Raw genomic sequence first — 25,816 nt, forward strand, 5'->3', positions numbered from 1 at the left:
GGAAAATTCGGTGTACCAATCATCGCTTAGCTTCGTTTTAAGTATGTCAAAGTCTGCTCCATCAGCTCGTCACTAAGGATATCAATGCCAATGGATTCCAGCATAAAGTGGATAAAGCGGAGACGCTCAGCCTGCTTTTCAAAACTTTTCTCTGAAAATCGACCCCCTAATCGGACTGACCGAGGAGGATATCCACAGTATATTTAAAACATGAATAAAAAGGCCTAGACAGAGCCAATTTTTAAGTTCTGTTCCAGCGCCTTTTTTAATGCTTATTTTTCTGGCTAAAGAGCTGCAGGAGCTCGTCAGTAAAGATATCCAGACCGACCGAGGTCATCATAAACTGCAGAAAATGGAAACGTTCTGGCAGTTTTTCGGGCTCACTTTCAAAAGCGGTCCCATGCATCCAGAAGTTCACCAGCAGCAGAAAAACTTCTGCAGCCTCTTCCGGATACTGGGTCTGAAGGGAGCCATCTGCCATCCCTTTTTTGATAATGTCACTGACCACAGGGGCGCCTATCCGCAGATTGTCCCGCATCATGGTCAAAATAAAGCCCGCGTCCTTCTCATACTCACCCACAATGCCGTCCGTAGCCCGGGCTGTCTGACTTTCCAGATTAGACTTGAGGATGGTCTGCAGCTGCTCCCTGCCAGTCAGATTTTCCGTAGCCTTGAGCCACTGCTTCATCTCTTCTTCCATCAACTCCTGCCGGCTCCTCATCACCGCCACGACAATCTCATCTTTTGACTTGAAATGATGGTAGATAGCCCCCTTGGAAATGCCTGCCGTCTGGGCGATATCCTGCATACTGGTCTTTTCGGACCCCTTTTGGATAAAGAGCTGGGTTGCTGTATTTAAAATTTTTTCTCTCATGGCCTGGGATTTGTCTTTTCGTTGCGCCATTCTGTTCCCCTTTGTTTCTAATATAGCTTTATTCTACCAAAAAAGCCGGGGAAATACAAAATCATAAAAATATCTTTAAGCCTTGTCTTGCTGATCCCTTTGATACCAAAGATAGATACTGTAAGCCGCCATCAAGATATAGCCTAGGAAAAAGAGCGGATTTTCCGTCCCCTTCCCCAGGAAAATGCCTTCACCAATGGTATTGATGGCCCCGTGGAAAAGAACACAGTAAAGGATGGACTGACTGACCTTGTAAAGAGCCGCCAGCCAGAAACGGGCGAGCAGGCAACCGGCTGTAAAGAGCAGAAGAGAGGTCCCCGCCTGACTGCTGCCGGGGGTAAAGAAGAGGGGCAGATGCCAGACAACCCAGATTAACCCAGTTGTTACAGTTGCCAAAGGGAAGGGCAGGATCTTCTCCAGACTTGGCTGCAGGAAGCCCTGCCAGCCAATCTCTTCATTGCCGCCTGTCAGAAAAGTCGTCATGAGAAAAAGCAGAGCAATCCTGAGGGGGCTAAAACCAGGCAGGAGCGGGCTCCAAAAGACTATGGAAAGGGTATAAAGAATTGTCAAAATCAAGAGATGGACCCAAGTCCTTTTTCGGGCCAATCCGATAGAAGCCAAGAGCTCCTTGAACGATTTTCCTAAGACCAGTTTGGCTCCAATGGCCGGGCCAAAAACACCAGCGATGGTTAGGAGCTGGGAAATAATAGGAATCCTCAGGAAAGCCGAAGCCAGCCAGGCAGACCAGCTGATACCAAAGGTCCAGGCCAGAAAGGGCAGGATATGCCTTGTCTCTGGCTCTACATGTGTTTGTGTTTTCATATGATTACTCCTTTTTCTTTGGAAGAAGAGCGATTGCCAAGATTTTTAGCCTGCATCTTTCTGAACTCCTTTCCGGTTGCCCTTCCAATACCACCAGCCGACCAGCAGGGCGGTCATGACCAGATTAGCAGCCTGGAAGCTGAGATACCTTCCGCCATTTGTAGCACTGCCGACAATCGTCGCCTGAGCAAAGTTAATGCAGCCGTGAAAGACCATGCAGGCAAAGACAGAGGCCGTCTGCTTGTAGAGAACCGCCTGACAGAAACAGAGCAAGATACCAAAGGAGAGATAGAAGGGCAAAGAAATCTGACTTTGACTCGTTCCCGGAATCAGCCAGAGGGGCAGATGCCAGACCACCCAGACCAGAGCCGTGATGACAGTTGCCAGAGGGAAGGAGAATTTTTTCTCCAGAGCCGGCTGCAGGAGGCCCCACCAGCCCAGTTCTTCATTGCCGCCTCCAGCAAAGGTGACAAAGGTCCAGCCCAGAGGAAACATCAGAATGGCATTCAGAGGCGGCAGGGCTGGATTGGCGATAAAAAGGGTCAAAACCCGAACCAGACAGAAGGCCAGCATATAAATCCACCAGCCCTTAGCATGAGAAAAGATAAAGTCCAGCATCTTCTTGGGATGAGAAATTTTGAGGCTGATAAAAGTTCCCAAAGTCGGTCCGAAGCCCCCGATGAAATTGAGAGCAAAGCCCAAAGGCTCAGCCCCGCTGGTCAGCTTCAGGGCGGTTAAAATATACTGAAGTAGCCAGGCTCCCCAGGTAATACCAAAGGTCCAGGCCAGAAAGGGCAGGATATGCCTTGTGTCTGGCTCTACATGTGTTTGTTTGTTCATACGATAACTCCTTATCAAATGTAGAATAGTGAAAAGTCATCCGAAAACTGGACAAAAGCATCCTTTACTTTCAGTCTTTTAGATGATTGCCTGTTTTGAAACGCAGATTTTTAAAATCCGACCATTCGGTTTGTTTTATTATAAAAAATAAAGACCTGTGCCAAATAGAAAACATAGTCTTTTAGTCCTTGCTTAAAATAAAAAGCAAAGATAGACTAAATAATGCTAAAAGCTATGTCAGCACCGTTTAGCTACTGCCTGCTGCTTTTAGTTTCTAAGTTGTCCTGACTCTGATGCTTAAGACAGGCCATTTCTCTGCTACTTGCTCCTTTCCTGATTTTGCAATCGCCGGATATGCCAGAGATTGGAGGCAAGGCTCAGACCCCCTACTGCCATAATACCCAGTCCTCGCCATGGGCTAAAGACAGAAGTCAGCAAGCCACCAGCAAGGACAGCATATCCAGCTTTGACTCCCCACTTAGAATAGCGTATGCCATTCTCACCCTGTGTTATCTTTTCTAGCCACACCTTACGTTTTTCTGCCTGCTGCTGCAAAAACTCTTTCTGACCTTCCCGCTGCCGATCCAGTTCCTGATTCAACTTGAGAATGTGCTCGCTTGTTTTTTCTACTACGGATTTCTTCATTTCTGCTCCTTTCTTTTCAAAAACCGACCAGGCGGTTTTTATTTTATAAACTCAGTATAACAGACACAGAAAACTTTGTCCAGTATTTTTTCAAAAAAGATTATTTTTAGTTAATGAAAATCATCAGACAAATTAGAAACTCGTCACAAGCAACTCTCTCATACTAAAAACTATATCTAAAAAAGCTCGGTAACGAACCAAGCCTTTATCTTTATTCAAACCCCGTCACTGTCAGTCCTAGCAGTCGGATACCTCGTGGTTGCTCTTCCAAGCTATCGTATATCTCATGCGCAGTTCGCTCGATTTGCTCCTTGTCTCGAGTGGCTAGATTCAAACTTTTCCTTTTAGTCAAGGTGGAGAAATCGGCATAACGAATTTTCAGAACGATGGTTCGTCCTTTCTTGTCATGCTTAGTCAAGCTATTTTCTACCTTCTGAGCCAGCAAGGTCAGCTCCTTCTTGATGTCCTCCTCGCTATAAAGCAGTTTAGCATAGGTCCGCTCCTTCCCGATCGACTTACGAATACGATTGGATTTGACTGGACTATTGCTGATGCCACGCGCTTTACGGTAGAGATCAAAACCAAAGCGACCAAACTTATCAATCAGGGTCATTTCTGGTATCTTGAGCAGATCTGCACCAGTATAAACTCCCATTTCATGCAGTTTTTCAACGCTCTTCTTACCAACTCCATGAAACTTGGCAATATCCATAGGCGCCAGAAAGGCCTCTGCTTCCTCAGGTAGAATAACAGTCAGACCATGAGGCTTCTCATAGTCACTGGCAATCTTGGCTAGAAACTTATTATAAGAAACTCCCGCTGAAGCTGTAAGTTGTAGCTCATTCCAGATATCGTGCTGAATCAGCTTGGCTATTTTGACTGCAGATTTAATCCCAAGCTTGTTTTCCGTTACATCCAGATAAGCCTCGTCGATACTCATTGGCTCAATCAAGTCCGTATAGCGTTTGAAAATTTCTCGGATCTGCAAGCCGACTGCCTGATATTTTTCGTAATTCCCCGATATAAAAATCCCCTGAGGGCAACGCTCATAGGCTTCCTTGGAGCTCATAGCCGAATGAACTCCGAACTTTCTGGCCTCATAATTGCAGGTGGAGACGACACCACGACCACCAGTCAAACGGGGATCGCTGCCGATAATGACCGGATGCCCCTTTAACTTAGGATTATCCCGCTCTTCCACCGAAGCGAAAAAAGCATCCATATCAATGTGGATAATCTTCCGAGATGTATCGTTAATCAGTGGAAAAATCAGCATGCCCTCCTCCTTTCTCCTACAATCAATCTCAGCTTACAAGCTTTCACAAAGTCAGCCCATTTTGCTCAAATAAATCTGAAACAGTTTTTTGTTCTTGTAAAAAGTATTTTAAAAGTAAGATTCTTCGTCAGTAATTTTTATATGACATTTTAATTACTTTTATTATAACTTTTTTACCCATTTTTCCAAAATATTTGAAAAGAGTTATGTTTTTCAAATCTATAGTACACATCCGCGACTTTTTACTTTCTGTATTATAAAAGAAAGTCTTTCTTTCTGCCGAAAATGGTTTGTGAAACCGATTACCGTATGATATACTTTACTTATAAATGTAACAGTTTATTGTTGCTAGAATAAAGAGGAAAATCAAATGGTTGTAAAAACAGTTGTTGAAGCTCAAGATATTTTTGACAAAGCTTGGGAAGGCTTCAAAGGTGAAGACTGGAAAGAGAAAGCAAGTGTTTCTCGCTTCGTTCAAGCTAACTACACACCTTATGATGGAGATGAAAGCTTCTTGGCAGGTCCTACTGAGCGCTCACTCCACATCAAGAAAATCGTAGAAGAAACAAAAGCTCACTACGAAGAAACTCGTTTCCCAATGGACACTCGTCCAGCATCTATCGCTGATATCGACGCTGGTTACATTGACAAGGACAACGAACTGATTTACGGTATCCAAAACGACGAACTCTTCAAATTGAACTTCATGCCAAAAGGTGGTATCCGCATGGCTGAAACTACTTTGAAAGAAAATGGATACGAACCAGATCCTGCTGTTCATGAAATCTTTACTAAATATGTTACTACAGTAAATGACGGAATCTTCCGTGCTTACACTTCTAACATCCGCCGTGCTCGTCACGCCCACACTGTAACTGGTCTTCCAGATGCTTACTCACGCGGACGTATCATCGGGGTTTACGCACGTCTTGCTCTTTATGGAGCTGACTACCTCATGGCTGAAAAAGTTCGCGACTGGAATGGTTTGACTGATATTGACGAAGAAACAATCCGTCTGCGCGAAGAAATCAACCTGCAATACCAAGCACTTGGTGAAGTTGTAAAACTTGGTGACCTTTACGGAGTAGATGTTCGCCGTCCTGCTTTTGACGTTAAAGAAGCTATCCAATGGACTAACATCGCCTTCATGGCTGTCTGCCGTGTTATCAACGGTGCTGCTACTTCTCTTGGACGTGTGCCTATCGTTCTTGACATCTATGCTGAACGTGACTTGGCTCGCGGTACTTACACTGAATCAGAAATCCAAGAATTTGTTGATGACTTCGTTATGAAACTTCGTACAGTGAAGTTTGCTCGTACGAAAGCTTACGACCAACTTTACTCTGGTGACCCAACCTTCATCACTACTTCTATGGCAGGTATGGGTAACGACGGCCGTCACCGTGTTACAAAGATGGACTACCGTTTCCTTAACACACTTGACAACATTGGTAACTCTCCAGAGCCAAACTTGACCGTTCTCTGGACTGACAAACTTCCATACTCATTCCGTCGCTACTGTATGCACATGAGCCACAAGCACTCTTCTATCCAATACGAAGGTGTAACAACAATGGCTCGAGATGGTTACGGTGAAATGAGCTGTATCTCTTGCTGTGTGTCTCCACTTGACCCTGAAAATGAAGAACAACGCCACAACATCCAATACTTCGGTGCTCGTGTAAACGTTCTGAAAGCCCTTCTGACAGGTCTCAATGGCGGTTACGACGATGTTCATAAAGACTACAAAGTATTTGACATCGAGCCTATCCGTGACGAAGTTCTTGAATTCGAATCAGTTAAAGCGAACTTTGAAAAATCTCTGGACTGGTTGACTGACACTTACGTAGATGCCTTGAACATCATCCACTACATGACTGACAAGTACAACTACGAAGCTGTTCAAATGGCCTTCTTGCCAACTTACCAACGCGCTAACATGGGATTCGGTATCTGTGGATTTGCCAACACTGTTGATACCTTGTCTGCTATCAAGTATGCAACTGTTAAGCCAATCCGCGACGAAAATGGCTATATCTACGACTATGAAACAATCGGAGAATACCCACGTTGGGGTGAAGACGATCCTCGCTCAAACGAACTGGCTGAATGGTTGGTTGAAGCTTACACAACTCGTCTGCGCAGCCACAAACTGTATAAGAATGCAGAAGCTACTGTGTCTCTTCTGACTATCACATCTAACGTTGCTTACTCTAAACAAACTGGTAACTCACCAGTCCATAAAGGAGTGTACCTCAACGAAGATGGCAGCGTAAACTTGTCTAAATTGGAATTCTTCTCACCAGGTGCGAACCCATCTAACAAGGCAAAAGGTGGCTGGTTGCAAAACCTTAACTCTCTTGCTAGCTTGGACTTCAGTTACGCAGCTGACGGTATTTCACTGACAACTCAAGTATCACCTCGTGCGCTTGGTAAGACTCATGACGAACAAGTAGACAACTTGGTAACAATCCTTGATGGTTACTTTGAAAACGGTGGACAACACGTTAACTTGAACGTTATGGACTTGAAGGATGTTTACGAGAAGATTATGTCTGGCGAAGATGTTATCGTTCGTATCTCAGGTTACTGTGTAAATACTAAGTACTTGACTCCAGAGCAAAAGACTGAATTGACTCAACGTGTCTTCCACGAAGTGCTCTCTATGGACGATGCTTTGAGCTAATAAACAACTAAGGACTTACAAACCATTTGAAAGAAGATTGGAAATCCCCAATCTTCTTTTTTGTATTTAAGACTTCAAGTGACTGCCAACTTGATGATATTTTTAAGAGGCTTTATGGTATAATGGTTCTATTGCTATACTAGGAAAAGGACTGGGGAAATGACAGAGAAAGGTATCAGGGAAGAAGCCAAAGATTTCAATCTGGCGGTAGATGTCATCATGCTGGCTGGGACACTGCTGCTACAGAGCGGATCCGAGACTTATCGGGTGGAAGACACCATGATTCGTATCGCTCATTCACAAGGGATAATCGACTGCAATGCCTTAGCAATGCCAGTGGCTATTTTCTTTTCGATTGAAAATACAAATATCTCACGGATGAAGCGCAATCTCAAGACCAACTACAATATCGAAAAGGTCTGCGATGTCAATCAGGTCTCCCGTCAGTTGGTTACAGGAGAAATCAGCCTTCAAGAGGCTTTTGATGAGCTGAATCGCCTCAAAGTGAAGGAGCTGCCCTATAACAACAAGCAGCTGATTGCTGCCGCAACGCTCAGTGCTCCCTTCTTCTCCATCATGTTTGGCGGAAACTTCTACGATGCTTTAGGCGCGGCCATTGCCACCTTCTTTGGCTTTGCTTTCTCTTTGTATGTTGACAAATATATCCGTATCCCTTTTGTGACAGCTTTTGCCGGAGCCTTCGTCTTTGGACTGCTGGCTCATATCTGGACACGCTATTCTGGTTTTAACTCCACAGATGATTTGATTATTGCAGGTTCTGTCATGCCTTTTGTGCCCGGCATTGCTCTGACCAACTCTGTGCGTGACATCATGACCAACCATATCAACTCTGGGATGAGCAAGCTCTTTGAATCGCTCCTCATCACTCTTGCTCTCGGTGCAGGTACCTCTGTCGCCCTCCTTATTATGAAATAAGCCTATGACAATCTTGACTTTCTTACTGCAAGCAGTTGCCAGCCTACTGGCCATTATTACTTTTTTAATCGTTTTAAATGTTCAGCGCAGTATGCTGATTCCCGGCGGAGTGCTGGGCATGGCTATTTGGCTACTCTATCTCCTGCTCAAAGGACCGACCAACGTCATCATAGCAACCTTTGTGGCTGCTATCATTGGTTCCTGCGTCAGCCAAATCCTCAGCATCATCTATAAAACGCCCGCTGTTGTTTTTATTTTGGCTATTCTAGCGCCTCTGGTCCCAGGCTACATTTCCTATCGGACGACTGCCTTCTTTGTCACTGGTGACTACAGCCAGGCTATGATTCACGCCACTCTGGTGGTCATTCTGGCCTTGGTCATCTCGATTGGCATGGCCAGCGGCACCGTCGTACTCAAGCTCTACAACTACTTGAAAAAGCGCCAAACCAAACTCACAGCACATAAACAGTAGAATCATCTGCTGTTTTTCTTTTGGAAAATACATCTTAAGCCTGATTTAGCTGAGATTAGATGTTTTTGTAAGAGTTTTATTTCTAAGTATGGTAAAATAGTCTTCGGAATATACTAGAATAAAAGGATTTAAAGAGGTCTTATAATGACAATCGGAATCGACAAAATCGGTTTTGCGACCAGTAATTATGTCTTAAAATTAAATGATTTAGCGGCAGCCCGTGGGACTGACCCAGAAAAGCTTAGCAAGGGACTCTTGCTCAAGGAACTAAGCATTGCTCCTCTGACTGAGGATATTGTTACCTTGGGAGCGGCGGCAGCAGAACCCATCCTGACAGCAGAGGACAAAGAAAAGATTGATATGGTCATCGTGGCTACTGAGTCAGGGATTGACCAGAGCAAGGCGGCAGCAGTTTTTGTCCACGGCCTTTTGGGCATCCAGCCTTTTGCCCGCAGCTTTGAAATCAAGGAAGCCTGCTATGGAGCTACTGCTGCACTGGACTATGCCAAGCTCCATATCGAAAAACATCCAGACAGCAAAGTTTTGGTGTTAGCTAGCGACATTGCCAAGTATGGCATTCATACACCTGGCGAGCCAACTCAGGGAGCGGGAGCTATTTCTATGCTGATTAGCAGCAATCCTCGTATCCTCGCTTTCAATGATGATAATGTAGCTCAGACACGCGATGTCATGGATTTTTGGCGCCCAAATTACTCGACAACGCCTTATGTCAACGGGCTCTATTCAACCCAGCAGTATCTGGATAGCTTAAAGACAACTTGGACGGAGTACCAAAAACGCCACAAGCTGGCTCTCAAAGATTTTGCGGCCTACTGCTTCCACCTGCCTTATCCAAAATTGGCTCTCAAAGGCCTCAATAAAATCATGGATAAAAGCCTGCCTCAAGAGCAGCAAGACCAGCTCAGAGAGAACTTTGAAGCCTCCATTCTCTACAGTCAGAAGGTTGGAAATATCTATACCGGCTCTCTCTTCCTAGGACTCCTGTCTCTTTTAGAAAACTCTGACAACCTCAAGGCCGGCGATCGGATTGCTCTCTTTGGCTATGGCAGCGGAGCTGTCTCTGAGATTTTCAGTGCCAATTTGGTAGAGGGCTATGAAAAGCATCTATCTCAAACACGCCTAGAGGAATTAGACCAGCGTCAGGCTCTTTCCATCCCGGATTACGAGCGTATCTTTTTTGAAGAAGCTGAGCCGGATGAAAAGGGAAATGCCAGTTTCTCTGGCTATGAAAACCAAAGCTTTGCTCTGGCGGAAATTGCAGAGCACCAGCGTAAGTATATCAAAGTTGAGAAATCATCATGAAAGTAAACTGGACTGGATTTTCCAAAAAAACTCCTGCTCAACGGCTGCAGATGCTGAAAGAAAAGGGGCTTTTACAAGATGAACATTGGCAGCTGCTAGACAGTCAGCAGACTTTGCCTCTGGAAACAGCCAATCAGATGAGCGAAAATGTACTGGCCACTCTGGCCTTGCCCTACTCTCTGGTGCCAGACTTTCTGGTGGATGGCAAAAGCTATCAAGTTCCTTTTGTGACAGAAGAGCCATCTGTGGTAGCAGCGGCTAGCTTTGCAGCTAAGATTATCAAACGTTCAGGCGGATTTAAAACCGAAGTTCACAAGCGCCAGATGATTGGGCAAATTGCCCTTTATCAGCTTGATAAGGCAGAGCAAGCCATTAAAGATGTTCTCAGGAAAAAGAAAGAGTTGCTGGAACAGGCCAACCAAGCCTATCCATCAATTGTTGCCCGTGGCGGTGGAGCTAGAGATTTCTGGCTGGAGCAAAAGGATGACTTCCTCATTTTCTATCTATCTGTGGATACGCAGGAAGCTATGGGAGCCAATATGCTCAACACCATGCTGGAGGCCCTCACCCTTTCTCTGGAAGAGCTGACTGGCGGTAAGAGTCTGATGGCTATCCTGTCAAACTATGCAACTGATAGTCTCGTAACAGCTCGCTGTGTCATCGACTATCGCTTTCTCAGCCGGGATAAGGCTGAGGCGGAACTTCTTGCGGATAAGATTCATCTGGCTAGCAAATTAGCCCAGGTCGACCCTTACCGGGCAGCTACCCACAATAAAGGGATCTTTAATGGTATTGATGCTTTGGTGCTGGCTACTGGAAATGACTGGCGAGCTATAGAAGCCGGTGCTCATGCCTATGCCAGCCGAGAAGGAAGCTACCGCGGCCTCTCTACTTGGACGGCAGACCCAGACAAACGCCAGCTTCATGGTCAGATGACCCTGCCCATGCCCATTGCAACTAAAGGAGGTTCCATTGGCCTCAATCCCGCAGTGGCAGCCAGCTTTGACTTGCTGGGGCAGCCTCAGGCCAAGGAATTGGCTTCCCTCATCGTTTCAGTCGGATTGGCACAAAACTTCGCCGCCCTCAAAGCCCTAGTCAGCACTGGCATCCAAGCCGGTCATATGAAATTGCAAGCCAAATCTTTAGCATTGCAAGCTGGAGCCCAAGGCGAAGAAATCGCTGCTGTAGCCAGTTGTTTAACAGTCAAGAAGACTTTCAACCTCGCTGCTGCTCAGGAAATACTAGCTGACTTACGAAAACAGGACAAGTAAAAAGGCCATTGATGTACTGACCCCAAAAAGTTAGACAAATAATTTAAGTGAAGGATTTAGTTCTGTATTGTACAGGACTAAGTCCTTTTAGTTTGACTTTGATTCGTTTGTTATTGTAGCAATCAATGTAGTCTACAATAGCTTGCTCAAGGTCTTCTAAAGACCTAAAGTTCTTCTCATAACCGTGAAACATCTCAGACTTAAGAATGCCAAAGAAGGACTCCATCATGCCGTTGTCTGGGCTGTTACCCTTGCGTGACATGGATGGCTGAATTCCCTTACTCTCTAGAAAGCGATGATAAGAATCATGTTGGTATTGCAAGCCTTGATCGCTATGGAGAATCGTATTCTCGTAGTGTTTCTCTGTGAACGCCTGTTCCAACATCGTTTTTACTTGCTCTAAATTTGGTGAAGTAGAAAGATGATAAGCAATGATTTCACTGTTATATCCATCTAGAACAGGCGATAAATAGAGTTTCTGCCTGCTTGCTGGAATGGCAAACTCTGTCACATCCGTATAGCATTTTTCCATTGGCTTGGATGCTTCAAACTGGCGTTGAATGAGATTCTCTGCTTTCTTGCCAATCTCTCCTTGGTAGGAAGAATACTTCCGTTTCCGACGAATTCGAGCCGTTAAACCAAGGACTTTCATCAGACCTTGGACCTTTTTATGATTGACTACGAAGCCACGATTTCTTAGTTCAAGAGTGACTCTCCGATAGCCATAATTTCCTTTATGCTCACTATAAATTGACTGAATTTCAGCTTTAAGTTCTTGATTCTTATCTGGTTGATCTAGCTGTTTTAAGTGATAGTAGTAAGTTGAGCGAGCTAAATGTGCCGTTTCAAGAAGTAAATCTAATCGAAATCCTCCTGAAACCATTTCTCTAACTGTCTCTGCCTTTCTCGCTGTAAGGCTTCGTCCCTGTCTTCTAGCTCTTTTAACTTTTTTAGGTAGGCCACCTCGGTACGTAGACGCTCATTCTCCTCTTGAAGTCGCTCTAATTCTGTCATTTCTTCCCAAGTTTTCTTCCGTTTACGTCCCATCCTAGCTGGCCTTCCTCTTGTTTTCTCAACAATAGTATACCCGTTTTTCTTGTATTGTGCCAGCCAATTTGAAAGTAATCCACTACTTGGGAGAGCATAATCCAGAGATACGCTTAGTTGCGAACGACCTTCAATCAAAACCTTATTGATAATTTCTTGTTTTAATTCAGGAGAGTAATAACGGTTTTTCCCTTTTTTGACACTATCTATTCCGTAGCGATCAATCAATCGGATTAAGTAATCAAGATTTGAAAGGTTCATTCCATATTTTTCTGAAAGTCGCTTGAAGCTGATTCCTTGTTTTCTTAGTTCATAGATTTGAACTTTATCCTCATAAGTTAATTTCATTTAAAAACACCCCAAAAAGTTAGATTTTTCTGTCTAACTTTTGGGGTGCGGTTCATGATGGCCTTTTTTTTATGTCTTTATGCTATTTAATCTGTTCCTGAGCTTCTTTTAGCCGACCGTAGAGTAGATAGGGTACACTCTTTAATTCTTGCAAGTTTCGGCAGGACAGGGCGCACATGATGAGGCGCAGATCCGATTTCCAGCCCTCTACAATATCAATAACCTCTTCCACCGAGTGATTTTCCACTAAGTCCAGCATGGTGCGAGAGAGACCGACTGCCTTCGCTCCTAAGACAAGGGCTTTGATCATATCCAAAGGATGGCGGACACCTCCACTAGCCAAGAGTTCGACCTCATCGCGAAGTGGCTGAAGCGCTAACAGACTCTGCAGAGTAGATTGTCCCCAATCATTGAGGTAGTCACGATTGCCACCCCGCTGATTTTCAATATAGGCAAAGCTAGTGCCACCCCGGCCGGAAATATCAAAAGTCTGAATCCCCAAGGAGCGCGCTTCTTCGACAGTAGAGCGATCCATGCCAAAGCCAACTTCTTTAAGAATTAGGGGAAGATCCAGCCGCTGACTATAATCTGTCAAGTGCTGGCGCCAAGAGCGAAACTCCCGCTCGCCCTCTGGCATCAGCAATTCCTGCATGAGATTGACATGAAACTGCAAAAAGAGGGGCTGCAAATCAGCTATCGCCTGCTGGGCGGCTTGATAAGGCTTGTCCAAGCCGATATTGGTAGCCAGCAATAAATTAGGCCGACCAGCCGCCACCCAATAGGAAGGATCAGAAGGATTTTTCAAGGCTGCGCTGTAAGAGCCAGTTACAAAAAGAAGGCCACAACTTTCAGCTACTTGAGCCAGCTTTTCATTGATTTGACCGCCTTTGTGACTGCCACCAGTCATGGCATTGATATAAAAAGGAAAGTCCCAATCACGACCAGCAAAGTGAGTAGATAGGTCAATCTCTGCCAAATCGTACTTGGGCAAAGAACGGTGAACCAGTTCCATTTCATCAAAACTGTTGTAACCCGGACGCTGCTCTAAAGCGTATTTGATATGGTCATCCTTACGATTCTGGCTCATCATGGCCCATCCTTTCTCTGTATAATAGCTCAATGCCAGCTTCTTGCCAGGCTTGAATCAGTTGCTTGCTAGATGCGGCATCAAAGCTGAAAGCAATCCCGCAGTCGCCACCACCGGCACCACTGCTCTTAGCCACACAGTTCAGTCCCTCTGCCGCTTCTTTTAAGACTTTCAGCCTGTCTGTATAAATAGCTGGACTGAGTGTTTCTAATAGCTGACTAGCCTTTTCCAGACTAGACTGAATAGCAAGCTTCTTTCCTGCTAATAAAGCTCTCTCCAAAGCATCAACTTGCATCCTACTGCCTGTCAAAAAGGACTCTGAAATAGCTGACTTAACTTGATTGACCAAGTCCTTAGAGATAGCCGGCTGCTTGGTCCAACCAACCAGAAAATCCATGACTAAGCAAGGCTTAATACTACGAATTTCAAAACCCCAATCCTCTGCTAGTAATTGCTGTAAATCAACTTTGCCCATACGCTTGCGAACCAGCTCTCTATCAAAAGATCGGTAGTAAATCAGGTCTTCATAAGCAATGCAGGCTAGATCTCCCATGGAGCCATTGTCCCCGCGCTTGAGGAGAACGTAAGAAGCCAGCTTAAAGAGTAGCTCTGGCTCTAAGTCCAGCTCATAAAGTGCCGCCATAGCCTTGATTGTCAGAATAACCACACTACCGCTGGAGCCAATCCCGAACTTCTTGCCTTCTCTTTCCATCTTGCCACTAATCTTCAGATAAAAAGGCTGAAGTTGGTAGCCTAAGGCTAGCAAATAAGTGTTCATAGCCCCTATCGTCTCCTGAATCAAGGCATAATCGGGGTCCGGCTCTAGCTTAGCGCTGTGTTCAAACATATCTGATGTCAAGCGATAGGCAGAGGCTGTCTGGATTTCTCCCGTCATATAGATAGGAATGGCCTTGATAATGGCCGGCTGACCTGCCGCCAGCACTGCATATTCACCCGCCAGATAGAGCTTACCGCAGGTTTGAACTCTTGCATTAGTCTTCATCTGACAAGTCCTTTGTTTTGGAGACGATAAGTCGGTAGTCCTTCTCAAAAATGGCCACCAGATGGTCTAGGTCTTCCTCCAAGCAGAGCACCTTAACATTTGGTCCCGCGTCCATGGTAAAGTAGCAACGCTCGCCCTGCTCCCGTAGCTTTCTGACAGCATCCATAGCTTGGTAAGACTCCTCTGTCAGATAAGAAAACGGCGGATAAGCCTTTTCTGTCGTGGCATGCATTCGAAGAGCATTTTCCTCCGTCAGCTGGCCCACCTTGGCAAAATCATTGTCCCGTAAATAACCCAGCATGGCCTGATAATCCAAGCCAGACTGGGCAATCCAATCTGGAAAAATGGTGGAAGTTTTAGCACAGAGCTCCATACCGTCGCGGCTGGAAATGGGCTTTTTCTCATCGTGCAGAACCAGCATAATCATGGCTAGTTTCAAATCCGTCTTGACTGGATAAATGGCCCCACTGTCCTTATCCCAGGCTGCTAGCGGACCAAAGAAAGAGCGAGCAGAGGATCCTGAAGCAAACTTGGCCAACTGAGCCATCTCTTGCGTCTGATAGCCCGTCTGAAAATAAGCATTGCAGGCCTTGACTAGAGCAGATAGACCGCTGGAGCTGGAAGACAGCCCTGCTGCTGTTGGCATATTATTGCTGGTATCAACACGGACAAAACCATCTTCTGGAGAGCGGAAACGGTCAATAATCTTACTGATTTTGGCATGTTCTGCTGGGCTTTGCAGCTGACCGTCAATATAAAACTCATCTCCAGTCGCTGAATCCGGCAAAGGACTCAGCTGCGTCTCGGTATACATATTTTCCAGTGTCAGCGAGATACTGCTGGTAGACGGAATCATCTTTTCTGCATCTTTCTTCCCCCAATATTTGATAATTGCAATATTGGCATAGGATTTGACACTTACAGACTTTCGATCCATGTGTTAATGGCCCCTTTCTCTCTCAATAAGGCGGCTAAGGCCTCCGCCTGACTTCTTTCTCCTACAAGAGCAATGACACAGCCGCCCAGACCACCGCCGCTCATTTTAGCTCCCAAAGCTCCATTTTCAAGAGCTGCCGCTACCAGCTCATCTGCTTTCTGGCAAGAAACCCCTAGCTTGGCTAGCTTCTCATGAGCCTTGGTCATAGCTTGTCCCATTGTCATCAGGTCCTTGATAGAAATAGCCTTCTCAAGGATTTTCGTTAAATTCCCCAATTCCTGCAGCAAAGGCAGAGCTTTTTGACCCTGACTTTCTACAGCACGGATAGCTTCGCGGGTATGACCGTGAATGCCCGTATCTGCAATCACTAAAAAGGCATCCAGATCCAGCTCTATTTCACTGAAACCGAAATTGCGGATAAACTTAATAGCTACATCGCTAAGGCAGGTCTTGGCATCAAGGCCGCTGGGATTCATATGGGCAATCATCTCTGCCCGATTGGCTAGAATCTCCAGTGTTTGGTCATCTAGCTCTTCCTCAAAGTAGTCAAAGACCGCCCGAATAGCTGCAATACTAACCGCGGCTGAAGACCCCATTCCCCTCTTCTCAGGGACCATGGACTCCACCTGACAGCGAATCTTAGCCCCTTGCCGACCGAGATGTTCTAGACAGGCAAAAACAGCCATAGACAGCGTATCCTCAGCATAGAGGGTCCAGGCCCGCTCAGACGGAAAGACCTGACAGGTCACTTCAATACGATTAAGGGGCAGGGAAATGGCCGGATAGCCGTAGACCACCGAATGCTCTCCCATTAAAATAATTTTACTATGTGCCTTGCCGACACCGATTTCTTTTGTCATATTCTTCTCTTGTCTGTAGATTCTCTCTATCTTATTTTAATATACTTTGGCAAAAAAAGCGATTTTTATTAAGAGAAAATCACTGGGGCTAGAGACCGATATTTATATAAGCAGACACGATAAAACTCCGGGGCTTGCAGCCGGAGTCTTTTAAAGTTCTCTTCTTATCAGGTCCATCAGCTGGTTACGATCTAAGATCCATTGAGCCCGCTCGTCTTTTTCATAGGTCCGGTTGGATAGGAAAATAGCCGCCTTTTGCTCCTTGCGATTATACATGATAAAGGTTCCTGTGTAGCCAGTGTGATCCAGCCAGCTGCCCTCTAGATTCCAAGCTAGACTGCGTCTTTTGCCAGGCTCCTTGGAAAAATTCTGGGTCAGATTGACCGCAAAGTCATCCTGCAGATAATGCTCTAAAAATATTTCCAAATCCCTGAGAGTTGAAAATAAGCCAGCACTGCCAGCATGGATGCCTAGAACACGCGCCTTGGGATCATGAACCTGACCATCCTGGACACCGCGAACGGTCGGCACAGCCCCTGGAACTGGTCCAAAACTAGTCTTAGCCAAACCCCAAGGCTGGAAAATCTGACTTTGAAAAATCTGATCCAAGGACTGACCGTAGATCTCTTCCAGCATAAAGCCCAAGAGCAGAAAATTCACATCCGTATAGCGGAAAGTCTTATCTTCAAGCACTATCAAATGATTGAGCGCTGCTTTCAACTCAGGAGCTGCCAGCTGATCACGATTGGGAATAAAGGGATCTAGTCCAGACGTGTGGGTCAAGAGCTGACGCAAGGTCACATCTTCTCGATGAAAGGCCGGATAATAGTGCTGCAAGGGCAAATCCAGCTCCAGCTTGCCCTGCTCATACAAAAAGGCTGCCAGAGTACCAACTCCGACCACCTTGCTGACGCTAGCCAAGTCATAGACCAACCCCGCTTGAGTGGCCTTTCCTTCTTGCGGATCAGCTAGACCAAAGTAGAATTCCTGCCACCGGCCAGCTTGGTACAAGGCCAGACTAGCACCGGGATAGATACCATCTTTTAGCTGTTCTTTGATTTTACTGATGATGTTTTCTAGAGTCATGCTTCAAACCACAATTCAATCTTGCTAGAATCCTGACTCAACAGGAACTTATCTGACTTGGGTACAAAAACCTCGTGTCCTTCAAAGATAGGACGCAGCGCAGCGGTTTCTAAACGATTGACCTGAGCTTTGAGCATAGTCAAGTCCCAAGTTAGGGCATTGTCTGCCTGCAAGTCTTGTCCCTCTGCTTCTGTAAAGGTCAGGAAATCCAGCGCATTTTCAATCTTGCTATAAAATTCTTGAGCTGCATTGGCATCAGGCACACGAATTTCTACCGTCTCTATCTCAAATTGACTAAGACCGATGAAGTCCTCTTGCTTTTCAAATTCAGGCGCCTCCGCCACTTCTTTAAGATTTGTTCTATTCTCTTCTGCATGCAGGAGAACTAGGTCACCCTCTGGTGACAGAGCTTCAAAAGCATAGCCTTTCTCTCCTTGATACAGCTTAGTCCAAGCAGGCTTTTGAGCCAATAGAGACTCGATTTCTTTAGCATCTGCAACCTTGACAACGATTCTGGCTAATTTTTTAGGACCTTTTACTCGCCGCGACCGCATACTGGGTGATTCTTCCAGCTGCAGTTTCTCTGTCTTGGTCTGATCTCCTAAGGACAGAAAAGCAGCTTCCTCTAAAAGAGCCTTCATGCCCAGCTGATTTACAAAAAACTCTTGATTTAAATGACGATTATTTATTTTTAATACAGGGATAATTCTAATAATATGATTCGCTCTCATAATTCCTCCAAACCATTTTATTGTAATGGATTTTCATCTTTTTGACAAGAAATTATGCGCAAATAAACAATTTTTAAAACAAGAAGGACTTGGATTTATTGGTAAACGGTCTGAGCAATAACCAAACCCCTAGCGGACTCAAACTCGTACTGCAGATAGGACTGGTAGGTACCAGGTGCGATAATACCACGAATATCCAGAATATCTGTCCCAGCCTGCCCAATAATCGAATCTGCTAGCAGGCAACAGTTGGTCGACAGGACAAAATACGTCTTGAAACGACTGGTTTTAAACTTATATAGCTGCGCTCCTAGTTCATGCTTCAACTTGTAGGAGTATGTTGGCTGGCCATTTTTCAGTTCTGCTGGCGGCTCCCATTCTACTAACAGCTGATCAATTTCAGCCAGGCGCTTCTCAACCGCTTCCTCCTCCTTATCCGTCAAAGCCAGAGAATAACCAAAAAGTGTTTTCTTGCTTTCTTTTTTGCAAAGCTCAATATAGACATCTTTAGGAACCTTGAAAAGAACACCGTCTCCAATCATGCCCTTGCATCGCTCAGAAAAAACATCATAGCTACCATAAGAAATCACTTGTCCCTGATAACAAATATCTACATGACCAATGGCTCCTAATAAACTTGTCTTTGAAGTATGGACCAAGACCTCCAAGTCCGCCTTTTTTTCTCTATTCTTAACAAGACTATAAACATTTTTACGATCAGAAGCTGCATCTCCCTGAATCAGTCGATTAAAGCGCTCCAGATTTTCTACTGGAATAAAGGCTGCAAAAATAATAGGGAGGTTAATACGAATTTGCCTACGCAGCCGATGTTTTTCACGGTCATTGTCGAAAAAGAGGCCATCCCGGATATTGGACATTCCCAGCATCATCAAATAGATTCCCAAAATCAAAAACTGTAAGTGTCCGTCAGTCGCAGGCGAAAGAATACTGGTCAGCCCAATCCCACCATAGAGAATGGTATCAAATAGATAGCGCAAACCTCCCTTGACATGATTTTGCCGATAAAGCAGATAGGTCATTCCGTAAATACCGGCAGTCAAGAGCTGGTAGCTACCCAAACTAATAATCACAATATTGACAGGCACATCACTGATTCGGTTGAGCCAGCTGATACCCATGGCGACTGCAATCTGAAGCAGACTATGCCAGACAGCCCCTTCTTTCTTGCGCGTAAAAACATGAAGAACAATATTTACCAAGCCAACAACTGTCAGATAAAGCGAAATAAAATCGAAGGCCAGCTTGGTAAATCTGAAGCCATTGACAATGATAATCAGGCCAAAAACAAGGGCTAAAAAACCAAAGAGTAAGGTCCTGCGGCCACTGACCTTATGAAATTTTGATACTTGCATCTCCATCTTTACCTTCTCTATCGTTCAAAAAAAGAGCTGGGGAAATCCCCCCAACTCTGATCTTATGTGCTTATCCGTAGATTGTTTTAAACAAGAGGACTGCTGTGATACCTGCAAGAATCGGTGCCACAACTGGAACCCAAGAATACCACCATTTTGAATCACCCTTGTGTTTGCCCAAAACAGATTCTGGCAGGATGAAGTGGAGGATACGAGGTCCAAGGTCACGAGCTGGGTTCAGTCCAGGTCCAGTAGGGCCTCCCAGTGAGGTTACCAAAGCCATTACCAAGAAACCAAGTGCCAAGTGAGCGACTGAAAGGCTACCAACTTGGAATGGTGCAACTTGGTCTTTAGCCTGAGATATTGCAGCAGCAATCTGTTCTTTAGGAACTGAAGTCCCTTGTGCTGCCATCTGAGCAGCTTGCGAATTGATAGTTGCTTCAGCTTTGCTCAACAATTCTGCTCCAAAGAAGTTCTTGGTCAAGCCCATAGCAGCAAAGAAAAGAACAAAAGAACCAACAAATTCATTGATAAAACCATTGAACAAGGCTGCTTTACGTGATTCAGGCGTGCCATGGTCTAGACTAGAGATGGTAGAGAAAGTACCCAAAATATTATTAGGATTTTCTGTTCCCAAATAGTAAGGGCGATGAGTCGCAACGACCAAGGCCTGTCCGAAAATAGCTCCTAAAAGCTGGGCTGCAATGTATGGTGCAACCTGTGCCCAAGGGAAATAACCGCTGACAGCAAGTCCCAAAGTAAAGGCAGGGTTGATATGGTTACCGGACACATTACCAAACATCAAAGCTGGAATCATAACCCCCATACCGTATCCGACAGCGATGACTAACCAACCGCTCTGATGTCCCTTAGTTCCTTTTAATTCAACATTGGCAACAGCTCCGTTCCCCAAGATAATGAGGATAGCTGTTCCTAAAAATTCTGTGGCGTATTTAACGACCCATTCGAAATCCATTTAGTGATACTCCTTAAATATTTTTTAGACAAAGTCTATTTTATCAAGTATAATGGATAATGTAAAGGTCATTTTTAATAAAAATAAGAAAAAGAGGGAAGAATATGCGTTTTAATCAGTATAGTTATGCAAGAACGAAACGGGAAAATATGTTGACAGAATTAGCTGAATTAGGCTTTTTTTATGACAGCAATCGCTCTGATAAGGAAAATCTTGAAGATTTTCTCCGCACCAGCTTTTTCACTTATAAAAATACAGATTATCCCTTAAAATCCTGGGCTGCTGACAGCCAAACAGACCTGCTGAGCTTTTTCCAGTCTGACAGAGAACTGACAGCTCCTATCTTTTACACTGTGGCTTTTCAGCTGCTTGAATTCACGCCTTTCATTGATTTTACAGATGTTGAGGCCTTTCGCAAAGAAACAGGATTTCCCATTACATTTGGAGACTTGTTGGAAAATCTCTACCAGCTGCTCAACACTCGGACAAAAAATGGTAATTTGCTGATTGATAAGCTAGTCAGCGAGGGTTTGATTCCTGAGGACAATACCCACCACTACTTCAACGGTAAGAGCTTGGCAACCTTTTCCAGCCATGATGCTATCCGAGAGGTGGTTTATGTGGAATCACGCGTGGATACTGATCGAGACGGCCGTCCGGACCTCATCAAGGTCAGCATTATCCGGCCCTGCTATCAAGGACAAATTCCTGCAGTTATGACCGCTTCTCCTTATCATCAAGGAACCAACGACCCCGCAAGCGACAAGGCTCTCCACGACATGAATGTGGACTTAGTAAAAAAAGAACCTCATCAAATCACGGTACAAGATCCTGAGCTCAAATTGCTCCAGCTGGATTCGCTAGCTCCAGTTCAAGAAGTCTCTGAAGCCGAGGAAAAATTAGGTCATATCGGCACCTACACGCTCAATGATTACTTGCTGCCTCGCGGCTTTGCCAATCTCTATGTGTCTGGCGTAGGAACTAAAGACTCTGAAGGACTGATGACCAGCGGCGACTATCAGCAGATCGAGGCTTATAAGAACGTTATTGATTGGCTCAACGGCCGCTGCCGAGCCTTCACCGACCACACTCGCCAACGGGAAATCAAGGCCACTTGGTCCAACGGAAAAGTGGCTACGACCGGTATCTCCTATCTGGGCACCATGTCCAACGGACTGGCAACGACTGGCGTAGATGGTTTGGAGGTCATTATCGCTGAAGCTGGGATTTCTTCTTGGTATAATTACTACCGCGAAAACGGCCTTGTCACTAGTCCTGGCGGCTATCCAGGAGAGGATTTTGAATCCCTGACCGAACTGACCTACTCCCGCAACCTGAGGGCTGGTGACTACCTGCGTCATAATGACACTTATCAGCAAAGCCTAGAGCAGCAGCGCAAAGACCTAGACCGGCAAACCGGGGATTACAATCAATTTTGGCATGACCGCAATTACCTGCTCCATGCAAATAAGGTCAAGGCCGAAGTCGTCTTTACCCACGGCTCTCAAGACTGGAATGTCAAGCCCCTCCATGTCTATAATATGTTTCGGGCCTTACCATCCCGCATAAAAAAGCATCTCTTCTTCCATAACGGTGCCCATGTTTACATGAACAACTGGCAGTCCATCGACTTCCGTGAGACTATCAATGCTCTGCTGAGCAAGAAACTGCTGGGTTGTGAATCAGACTTCGAACTGCCAGCAGTCATCTGGCAGAACAACAGCCAAGCTCAAAGCTGGCTAACCTTGGAAGACTTCGGTGGGCAAGAGCAGAATCTTCATCTCCAACTAGGCCAAGACTGCCAATCTATCCGAAATCAATATCCAGAAGAAGACTATAATCGTTTTGCCAAAAACTACCAAAACTTCAAGACTGAGCTTTTTGACGGTAAAGTCAACCAGATTACTCTGGACTGGACCTTGGAAAAGGACCTCTTTCTCAACGGAGCGAGCCAGCTCAATCTTCGCCTCAAATCCAGCACCGATAAGGGACTGATTTCTGCTCAATTACTGGACTTCGGACCAGCTAAGCGTCTCACACCGATTCCTACGCCTATTGAGCCTAGAGTCATGGACAACGGCCGCTACTATATGCTGGACAATCTGCTTGAGCTGCCCTTTGCCGAAACGCCTCATCGCGTCATCACCAAAGGTTTTCTCAATCTGCAAAATCGAACCAATCTACTGACAGTCGAAGAAGTCACTCCTGACCAATGGCTGGAATTTTCCTTTGAATTGCAACCAACCATCTATAAGATGAAAAAAGGCGACCAACTGCGCCTCGTCCTCTACACTACGGACTTTGAGCATACCGTTCGTGATAAGACTGACTATCAGCTGACGGTAGATTTGGAGCAATCTAGTTTGGATTTGCCAACCATGACATCACATTAATAAAAGAAAAAGACGCTGAAATTCAGCGCTTTCTTCTTTTATCGTAGATTGAGATATTCCTCTGCATATTTTTTATAATCCGGCTTTTCCTTGCGATTCATAGCAAAAAGCATACTGCCTGTGAGATAGTCATCGTCTGAATCAGGAATTAACATAATAGCAGTGTTTTTATCTTTCTCAGGAAAGACGATAGAAAATGTTCCGCCATTATCTTTCCGAGTCAGGCCATAATAACTCACCCCATTCTTAAAACCAACTGCATTTTGAGTATACTCATACTCTTCTTCGTTGACAATAATGGTCTTATCTTTTATTTCAATGGTCTTTTGTTCACCGCTAGCGTCCTGTACATTCCATTTTCCCTGAATTTTGGGGCTGCCGCTACAGCCAATTAGGATGAAGAGGGATGAGAGCACTACCAACAGCAAAGCTTTTATCTTCTTATTTTTCAAGTTGTCTTCTCCTTGATATATAGATTCATGACCATTCTACTATAAATGCTAAATTTTTGTCAAACCTCTTAGAAATGTTCTTCTTGCCACTTTTCCAAAAAATGATATAATTTGAAGAGTGAAGATTACCAAGGGCTAAGCCCTTGCGAGAGAAAGGAAAGAAAATCTTATGATGAACATGCAAAACATGATGAAGCAAGCACAAAAGCTTCAAAAACAAATGGAAAAAGGACAGGCAGAACTGGCTGCAACAGAATTTACCGGCAAATCAGCTCAAGACTTAGTCGTTGCTAAACTGACTGGCGATAAAAAGGTAGTCAGCATTGACTTCAATCCAGCCGTTGTGGATCCTGAAGATTTGGAAACTCTGTCAGAGATGACTGCACAGGCCCTGAATCACGCGCTGGCTCAGATTGATGATGCTACTCAGAAGAAAATGGGCGCTTTCGCAGGCAAATTGCCTTTTTAAGCAAGATAAATAACCTTACCTCTTGACTAGAAATAAGTCAAGAGCTAATCGAACCAGCAAAAAAGACTGAGAAATCTCAGCCTTTTTTTGATTTATAGTCGTTTCCTCACCAGCCTATTAGACAAAATTAAGCAAATCCGCTGCCTTACTCATCAAAAGCAGGGCATAGTCGGGTTTGTTTTGCAGCTCCTTGATAGAGCTCTGCACCAGCTCCAAATCATCGGTAATCATGCCGTCAACGCCCAAGCGGAAGGATTTGCCAATGCTGTCTGCATCATTGATGGTCCAGTCATAAAGCTTCTTATCCGTCGTCCATAGCTTATCGACAAAGTTTTCATCGAGGGTCGAATACTCCATCGTATAGCCGGAAGCCTGTGTCCGTGGGAAAATAGTATTGTAGGGCAGGATAAAGAAGGTCGGTATGCTCTCATCATACTGGACTGTCTTGTCAATAACCTGATAGTCCAAAGACTGAATCTGATGGCCATAAACCTTGATATTGGCTCCGTATTGGCTAAGGAAACGGTCCATCATATCGTCTGAGTCCAAGCTGCTGGTCTTGATTTCTATCAAGAGTCTCAGGCCCATCTGATTGGCTCGTTTGAGATAAGCATCAAAACTGGAAATTTTGGCAGTGTGTCCATTTTCTGAAATATCTAAAGCTGTCAGCTCTTGCAGAGTCAGCTCTTGCGGTTTAGCATCAACGCCGGCCAAGGCTTTTAGATTGGCATCGTGCATCATGACAAACTGGCCATCCTTGGTCTCCTGTACATCCATTTCGATATAGTCTGGTTTGAGCAGAGCTGTCTTCTCAAGCGACTCAACTGTATTCTGGACACCATTTCCCTGCGAAACCCCACGATGCGAGATGGTCAGAGGGACGTTTTCCAAGGGCAGATTGAGATAGACAAAGCCTTCAAGGGCAAAGACAGAGCTAGTGACCAAAAGGATAAACCAGCGCATGATAGGCAGGCCTTTCCTGTAGCGGTACTCAGACAGTCTGCTGTCTGTCAGAAAAGCCACAAACTTAATCAGAAAGTAGGCTACCATGAAGTAATAAGCCAGCTTGATGAGGCAGTAATTGACAACCGCTGCTGTCAAGGCTATCTGATTGGACTGGCCATCCGCATACTGCTGCAACACTAAAATCGGAATGCTGCTTAAAAGAAAGAAGAGAAAGCTCTTGGCCAGTATCCAAAAGAGCTGCCAAGTATAGCGAATCAAGTGCCCCTTGGTCTTCTCCAAACTATACCTAATCGCGTCTCGTAGGCGGAAATGCTCAAAAAAGAGCTTGGGCAGGGCAAACATCAGACGGACAGCTATCAAAAAAAACAGAAAACCTAAAGCATAGATTGATAATTTCATCCATAAGGCCGTCTTGAGATAGGTCACGATAAATTCTGGAATCAGAATTTTATTTAAGTAGTAGATTTTGAGAATTTGCCGCAGAAAGGGAAAGATAAAGCCCATATACAGTGCAATAAAGAGGACCTTGCTGGGCCGGGCGTAGCGAATCAGCGAGCCGCTGTCTTTGAAACTTTTCTTGATAAACTGAAAGGCGCTGCGTTCTTCCTCGTCTAAAAGATTGCGGAGCCCCATAAATATCAGTCCAATCTGAAAATAAGCGACAAAGAGATTGGCCGCAAAAAGTGCCAGAAAAGCCAACCCAACCCAGATATTTGAAGTCAGGACCTTCAGGGCATTCGTATAAGATAAGAAGAGGTAACCTGTCTGCTTGAGCAGAGTCTCTGCTGCAAAGGAGTTGAAAGGCACCCAGACCAGCTCCATGAGCATAAAGACTGTGAAAAAGAGCAACAAAATTTTATCAAGATTGCGATAGAGACGTAAAAGTCCCAGTCTTTGTGATTTCATTTTCCTC

23 protein-coding genes are annotated in these 25,816 nt (G+C 45.0%); 7 read left to right on the top strand and 16 right to left on the bottom strand.

Annotation, left to right across the window (positions count from 1 at the left end; all coding sequences use genetic code 11):
* Positions 1–265 precede the first annotated feature (265 nt).
* From PCY71_RS06030 to dinB, 5 genes are all read right to left on the bottom strand, one after another.
* A complete protein-coding gene (locus PCY71_RS06030; RefSeq protein ID WP_002910688.1) occupies positions 266–904 on the bottom strand; it encodes a TetR/AcrR family transcriptional regulator in 639 nt (212 codons plus the stop codon).
* A gap of 75 nt (positions 905–979) precedes the next feature.
* On the bottom strand, positions 980–1,726 hold the full coding sequence (locus PCY71_RS06035; protein WP_002910689.1) for a CPBP family intramembrane glutamic endopeptidase: 747 nt from the start codon (positions 1,724–1,726) through the stop codon (positions 980–982).
* 45 nt (positions 1,727–1,771) lie between these two features.
* On the bottom strand, positions 1,772–2,566 hold the full coding sequence (locus PCY71_RS06040) for a CPBP family intramembrane glutamic endopeptidase (RefSeq protein WP_301412474.1): 795 nt from the start codon (positions 2,564–2,566) through the stop codon (positions 1,772–1,774).
* A 318-nt stretch (positions 2,567–2,884) separates the two neighbouring features.
* Positions 2,885–3,211, bottom strand: coding sequence for a hypothetical protein (locus PCY71_RS06045; RefSeq protein ID WP_002914412.1), 327 nt, complete (start codon positions 3,209–3,211; stop codon positions 2,885–2,887).
* Positions 3,212–3,422: 211 nt separating this feature from the next.
* On the bottom strand, positions 3,423–4,487 hold the full coding sequence (dinB, locus tag PCY71_RS06050; protein WP_048772234.1) for a DNA polymerase IV: 1,065 nt from the start codon (positions 4,485–4,487) through the stop codon (positions 3,423–3,425).
* Between the two features lie 370 nt (positions 4,488–4,857).
* Here dinB and pflB point away from each other — a divergent pair, with 370 nt between their 5' ends.
* The 5 genes from pflB to PCY71_RS06075 all read left to right on the top strand — a co-directional run bounded on the left by pflB (position 4,858) and on the right by PCY71_RS06075 (position 11,175).
* Complete coding sequence (gene pflB, locus PCY71_RS06055; RefSeq protein ID WP_048772231.1) at positions 4,858–7,173, top strand: formate C-acetyltransferase; 2,316 nt, start codon at positions 4,858–4,860, stop codon at positions 7,171–7,173.
* A gap of 159 nt (positions 7,174–7,332) precedes the next feature.
* A complete protein-coding gene (locus tag PCY71_RS06060) occupies positions 7,333–8,109 on the top strand; it encodes a threonine/serine exporter family protein (protein WP_004188833.1) in 777 nt (258 codons plus the stop codon).
* A gap of 4 nt (positions 8,110–8,113) precedes the next feature.
* Positions 8,114–8,581: a threonine/serine exporter family protein gene (locus PCY71_RS06065; protein ID WP_048772225.1), complete on the top strand. Its 468-nt coding sequence runs from the start codon at positions 8,114–8,116 to the stop codon at positions 8,579–8,581.
* 144 nt (positions 8,582–8,725) lie between these two features.
* On the top strand, positions 8,726–9,904 hold the full coding sequence (locus tag PCY71_RS06070) for a hydroxymethylglutaryl-CoA synthase (RefSeq protein WP_048772222.1): 1,179 nt from the start codon (positions 8,726–8,728) through the stop codon (positions 9,902–9,904).
* The gene (locus tag PCY71_RS06075; protein WP_048772218.1) at positions 9,901–11,175 is read left to right on the top strand and encodes a hydroxymethylglutaryl-CoA reductase, degradative; all 1,275 of its coding nucleotides are present in this window, start codon (positions 9,901–9,903) and stop codon (positions 11,173–11,175) included. The genes PCY71_RS06070 and PCY71_RS06075 overlap by 4 nt, the downstream gene beginning before the upstream one ends.
* 43 nt (positions 11,176–11,218) lie before the next feature.
* Here PCY71_RS06075 and PCY71_RS06080 read toward each other — a convergent pair.
* From PCY71_RS06080 to gla, 9 genes are all read right to left on the bottom strand, one after another.
* Positions 11,219–12,570, bottom strand: a protein-coding gene (locus PCY71_RS06080) for an IS3 family transposase (protein ID WP_141640262.1) whose coding sequence is annotated in 2 segments (ribosomal slippage) — positions 11,219–12,129 and positions 12,129–12,570 — 1,353 coding nt in all. Because the reading frame shifts where the segments join, the coding sequence is not laid out codon by codon here.
* Between the two features lie 82 nt (positions 12,571–12,652).
* The gene (fni, locus tag PCY71_RS06085) at positions 12,653–13,660 is read right to left on the bottom strand and encodes a type 2 isopentenyl-diphosphate Delta-isomerase (RefSeq protein WP_075202643.1); all 1,008 of its coding nucleotides are present in this window, start codon (positions 13,658–13,660) and stop codon (positions 12,653–12,655) included.
* Positions 13,641–14,660 (bottom strand): phosphomevalonate kinase, encoded by a 1,020-nt coding sequence (locus PCY71_RS06090; protein ID WP_048772207.1) that lies wholly within the window; start codon positions 14,658–14,660, stop codon positions 13,641–13,643. The genes fni and PCY71_RS06090 overlap by 20 nt, the downstream gene beginning before the upstream one ends.
* Positions 14,650–15,597, bottom strand: coding sequence for a diphosphomevalonate decarboxylase (gene mvaD / locus PCY71_RS06095; protein WP_048772202.1), 948 nt, complete (start codon positions 15,595–15,597; stop codon positions 14,650–14,652). Before mvaD ends, PCY71_RS06090 begins: the two co-directional genes overlap by 11 nt.
* Complete coding sequence (mvk, locus tag PCY71_RS06100; RefSeq protein WP_048772199.1) at positions 15,579–16,457, bottom strand: mevalonate kinase; 879 nt, start codon at positions 16,455–16,457, stop codon at positions 15,579–15,581. The genes mvaD and mvk overlap by 19 nt, the downstream gene beginning before the upstream one ends.
* A 150-nt stretch (positions 16,458–16,607) precedes the next feature.
* Entirely contained in the window at positions 16,608–17,543 is a 936-nt protein-coding gene (locus PCY71_RS06105; protein WP_048772196.1) for a serine hydrolase domain-containing protein, read from the bottom strand.
* On the bottom strand, positions 17,540–18,274 hold the full coding sequence (locus PCY71_RS06110) for a CppA N-terminal domain-containing protein (protein WP_301412475.1): 735 nt from the start codon (positions 18,272–18,274) through the stop codon (positions 17,540–17,542). The genes PCY71_RS06105 and PCY71_RS06110 overlap by 4 nt, the downstream gene beginning before the upstream one ends.
* A gap of 95 nt (positions 18,275–18,369) precedes the next feature.
* Positions 18,370–19,653, bottom strand: coding sequence for a DUF308 domain-containing protein (locus tag PCY71_RS06115; protein WP_301412476.1), 1,284 nt, complete (start codon positions 19,651–19,653; stop codon positions 18,370–18,372).
* Positions 19,654–19,717: 64 nt separating this feature from the next.
* Positions 19,718–20,623 carry an aquaglyceroporin Gla gene (gene gla / locus PCY71_RS06120; RefSeq protein WP_048772187.1) on the bottom strand — a complete coding sequence of 302 codons (906 nt, stop codon included), beginning with the start codon at positions 20,621–20,623 and terminating at the stop codon, positions 19,718–19,720.
* A 104-nt stretch (positions 20,624–20,727) separates the two neighbouring features.
* Here gla and PCY71_RS06125 point away from each other — a divergent pair, with 104 nt between their 5' ends.
* Entirely contained in the window at positions 20,728–23,016 is a 2,289-nt protein-coding gene (locus PCY71_RS06125) for a Xaa-Pro dipeptidyl-peptidase (protein WP_048772185.1), read from the top strand.
* A 38-nt stretch (positions 23,017–23,054) separates the two neighbouring features.
* Here PCY71_RS06125 and PCY71_RS06130 read toward each other — a convergent pair whose 3' ends face one another.
* Complete coding sequence (locus PCY71_RS06130) at positions 23,055–23,468, bottom strand: hypothetical protein (protein ID WP_048772181.1); 414 nt, start codon at positions 23,466–23,468, stop codon at positions 23,055–23,057.
* 169 nt (positions 23,469–23,637) lie between these two features.
* Between PCY71_RS06130 and PCY71_RS06135 the strand changes: the two genes are divergently transcribed.
* Complete coding sequence (locus PCY71_RS06135; RefSeq protein ID WP_048772177.1) at positions 23,638–23,937, top strand: YbaB/EbfC family nucleoid-associated protein; 300 nt, start codon at positions 23,638–23,640, stop codon at positions 23,935–23,937.
* 117 nt (positions 23,938–24,054) lie between these two features.
* Here the strand turns inward: PCY71_RS06135 and PCY71_RS06140 are convergent, their stop codons facing one another.
* The gene (locus PCY71_RS06140) at positions 24,055–25,809 is read right to left on the bottom strand and encodes a glycerophosphoryl diester phosphodiesterase membrane domain-containing protein (protein ID WP_048772175.1); all 1,755 of its coding nucleotides are present in this window, start codon (positions 25,807–25,809) and stop codon (positions 24,055–24,057) included.
* Between the last annotated feature and the right edge of the window lie 7 nt (positions 25,810–25,816).

The organism is Streptococcus sp. SN3 (genome assembly GCF_030439905.1).